Below are 3,893 nucleotides of genomic sequence, written 5' to 3' on the forward strand. Positions count from 1 at the left end.
ATAGTATTTCATTTATTTATCACCTCTAAGGTAATTAGAATATAAAAAGTTATAAAAGTCAACCTAGTTTTATAACTTTTTATAAGTTTTTCTTAACAGCTAATAACCTCCTTCAATATGTGTGACTTCTGATGATTTAGGAATTTTCATGTTTAAGGGTCTCGCCGCATATCTGGACTCTATTCAAAAATTATCTTTTAAGATTGAAATTCAAATGATTTAATGGGCTTTGATGAGAACAACACAATTTTCATTATGATGCATTCGCATAAATTCTTATTACATTATATTACATTTTTTGAAATATATATATGGTACAATTGCTTTAAGAACTTTATATTTAAAATTCAAATTAAGAAAGGAGGATAGCATTTGAAGTACAGATTGTTATTCGAAAATAATATAAAAACTTAAAGGAGGAATTAAAAATGCTAAAAACTCAAAGAAAAATCCAAGGAATGTGTATAATTCTAAGCTTTTTAATGATGTTTATTTTTACTTCCACAAGTTTTGCATCATCAAACTCTTTTACAGGAATATCTACAGGTAAACTATCTATGAACATAGAAGGAGAAAATATAACGTATTATTATACCTACTCTGAAGAAAAGACCATTCTAAAATTTAATTCAAAAGGAAATCAAAACACTATTATTTACGATAGAAATGAAAATAAAATGTATTTAAATGGTAAAAGATTAGCTTTTGAAGAAAACTTTCCGATTACTTGTAGAGCTGCTGTTGAAGCAGGTAAAAGCTATGGAACACTTGGAACAGATGTAAGAGATGTATCCGTTGTAGCTGGTGCTATAATTGCTCTTGTAGGAGGTCCTGCAACTTGGGCTGCTGCCGTTGCACTTGCTGGTGTAATTGTAGGAAGAGGTTTAGATAATGTATACTATACTAAAATAACTTATTATGATGACGAAACAATAAACCAACAAAGACCTAAGATGTGGTATGAATATCATTTCTATGCAGATTCCAATAGAACAGAGTATATAGGATCCATTTAATAATTTAAAATAACACCCATATGGATGTGAAAATATGAAAGAGAAAATAATAAATGTAATTTCTTGGGTAATTGCTATATTCATGATACTATTGGTCGCTTTTAAAAATACAATGGTACTTTCTGAAAAAAGTTTTAATATTATTATGGGAATAAATCTTATGATAATATCTATAATTCTTCTATTAAAGAATTATCTTTCAAATAAAAAATTTAATATCTCATACTTAATTGTGTCAATAATATTTTTTGCAATCTCTTTGTACTATTTATTTTTGATTTAAATGAATCATAGAATCATGATTCTATGAATGGAAAAATCGCTGTAGGTATCAACTCATATTCTAATAGTCAGCCATGACTACCTGTAAAACATAGCTTCAATAGATCTTTCAAACATATTTCCTTGATTTTGCTATTAAAAAAACTGCTAGTACATTTTAATGTGTACTAGCAGTTTTTTTAATAGCTTCCATTACAGTCTTTTGCATAACCTAGTTGCTTCCGTCTCAGGTCTGCACCTGTATTTCGTTTCTGTCCTAATTAATTTTCTAAGCTGATATTATATCCTTGCCAAGTTAACAGCAAGCCTCCTTGGGGAAATAAATTTGATTTGCTGTTTATAACTGTATTGAAGGGTCTCCGAAAACTGTCCATGTGTTGAAAGTCAAAATATCACTGCTTGTACCATTATCCAGCATCTTGCTAGCACCAGTATAGCACAAACCTCCAAAGGAGATCCTAGTTTTATTGCAAAGCAAGTCAACGATAGCATCTTGCCCTACCATTGGAGGTATCCAAGGCTGGTTCACCGTTGACATATAAGTTCCAATGGCTCCTATTGGCTCTCCATTATTGTTCTTTGATCGAAGCCATGCTTCTGCAAAGCATGTTCCTGTATGGAATTTTCCACTGACACAGGATACACTGATAATAAATGGAAGATGTCCTTGGTTTTGAAGTGCTGCAACATCACTGTTGCTAAAGCGTGTAGTAACCCAGTAGGTTTGTGCCCCATGTCCGCAGTAGTTAATAATACCTCGTCCCTGATTGAGGCTGCTTGTAACAGACGAAGCAGATGCATAGGGATCATATATTCTATCAACCTTAGTATAATCAAAATCTAAAAGCTTTTTTCGTATGTTATCCATATGCTCTGCATCGGATATATTGCTTCCCTCATCAGATGCAATCCCTACACCCTTTTTATACCAATCTGCCATGTTATAACCATTTTTCTCAAAATCAAGAGTACGCTGCACTTGAGTTTTCACATCTTCAATGCTTTCAGCAGAAAAACGTCCTACAAATATGTCGGGGTAATCATCATTTCCAGCCACCTTTGTATATTCCGGATCTGAAACACCAGTGGAATATTTTGGTGATGAAATCTGAGCATAATCACCGACTAAAAGTACATACACCAAATTCGGGTTCTTGTTATAATAATTTTGTATGTAGTTCTTGATTTCTTTGGGGTTATTATTTGGAGATACACTTGACCTGCCTACAATTGTTGTTCTTATGCCTTTGGAGTTCTTCCATTGGACAAAAGGCTCCATAGCATTTAAGAACTGATCGTATGATATTATGAGCATCTCTCCTTTTTCTTTGCTAGTTAAGGCTCTATACTGATTTTTATCGTTATAGTTTATAAAAAAGTTTTTATATACTTCTTCAAATTCTTTGGTCAGTGTTGATCTGCTATTTGATTTAAGCATATTGCTATTGAATTTACCTCCAGTAGTAACTTCCACTGTTACAGAGGTATATACTCTTAACGTTTTAGTAGAAGGCTGGTACTGAAATGGATTAATTGTAACTGTAGCACCTTTTAGCTCTCTCATAATAAATGGATCACTTATTGAAGCCAAATTCCTTGGATAAAAAGCGTCACTCTTGTATATCTTTCCAAAAGTGTATGGAACATCCTCTGGATTTATATCTCTTGTGATACTTCCTTTTGATGGAATTATAGGGGTATTTTCATAATCGCTATATACTGCTGACACAACACTTATATCTGCTTCGGAGGAAAAAGGGATTGTTATACTGCGACATATGCGCGGCAGCTCTGGTGCACCTAATTCATCATCAAGGCTTGTTCCTTCACAATTTATCTTGTTATAATCCAAATTATCTATATCTATCTTGTCCATAGTAAACTTGCCTACCTCAAACTTTAGTACAGTATGCATAGAATCTGACTCCAAAACAGTAACATCTACCCCATCCAGACCGTTATCAGCATTTACTTGCATTAAACCTCCAACTTCGATTTTTTGATTGGTTTGAACTTGTCCAAATACAAAGCTCCACTGTGTGCTTATGGTAATAACTACAAACATAAATATCAGCATTCTTGACCTTAGTACTTTCTTCACAAAATTTCCCCCTTCTTATTAATTTGATGTTTGATAGTTTCCCAGCATCTTTCTTTCCATTCATCACCTCTCTTTGACATAGATATCCGCCTGGTGCTTTAAAATACTATAAAGTCTTTTTTCGCTCCGGATTCTACTTACATATTTTTATACTTAATTATATGATATAATTACTTTTATCGAATTTCAACCATTTTTTTGTATTTTTTGAAAATATTTAATATTCAGTTATTTATTGCAAAAGATGATTCATAATGATCCAAATTCAGAGGGATTTACTCTTTTACACTTAAATGCCATGTATAATTTTAGCGTAGTATTTTGTTAAATGGTTGGTGATATCCCCATATAATAAATAGACAGAGAACCTCTCTGTCTATTTGTCATGCTTAAAAAGCTATTATAGAAAAAAATAAGACAATTGAAAGGGGATAACTTTCAATTGCCTATTTTTTTTATGAAAAAAGTAGATAATAATACAAATATAATGATTA

2 protein-coding genes are annotated in these 3,893 nt (G+C 32.1%); one reads left to right on the plus strand and one right to left on the minus strand.

Annotated features, from left to right (window positions below):
* Positions 1 to 428 precede the first annotated feature (428 nt).
* Positions 429 to 1,016 (plus strand): hypothetical protein, encoded by a 588-nt coding sequence (locus EK368_RS10465; protein ID WP_129599456.1) that lies wholly within the window; start codon positions 429 to 431, stop codon positions 1,014 to 1,016.
* A gap of 619 nt (positions 1,017 to 1,635) precedes the next feature.
* Here the strand turns inward: EK368_RS10465 and EK368_RS10470 are convergent.
* Positions 1,636 to 3,399, minus strand: a complete 1,764-nt coding sequence (locus tag EK368_RS10470) for a C25 family cysteine peptidase (RefSeq protein ID WP_129599459.1) — start codon at positions 3,397 to 3,399, stop codon at positions 1,636 to 1,638.
* Positions 3,400 to 3,893 lie beyond the last annotated feature (494 nt).

It is taken from the genome of Anaerophilus nitritigenes, assembly GCF_004138215.1.
GTDB lineage: Bacteria > Bacillota > Clostridia > Peptostreptococcales > Thermotaleaceae > Anaerophilus > Anaerophilus nitritogenes.

What these genes read in the sequence shown, in the direction of transcription:
- EK368_RS10465 (WP_129599456.1), top strand. Translation starts at nt 429, where the DNA reads ATGCTAAAAACTCAAAGAAAAATCCAAGGAATGTGTATAATTCTAAGC.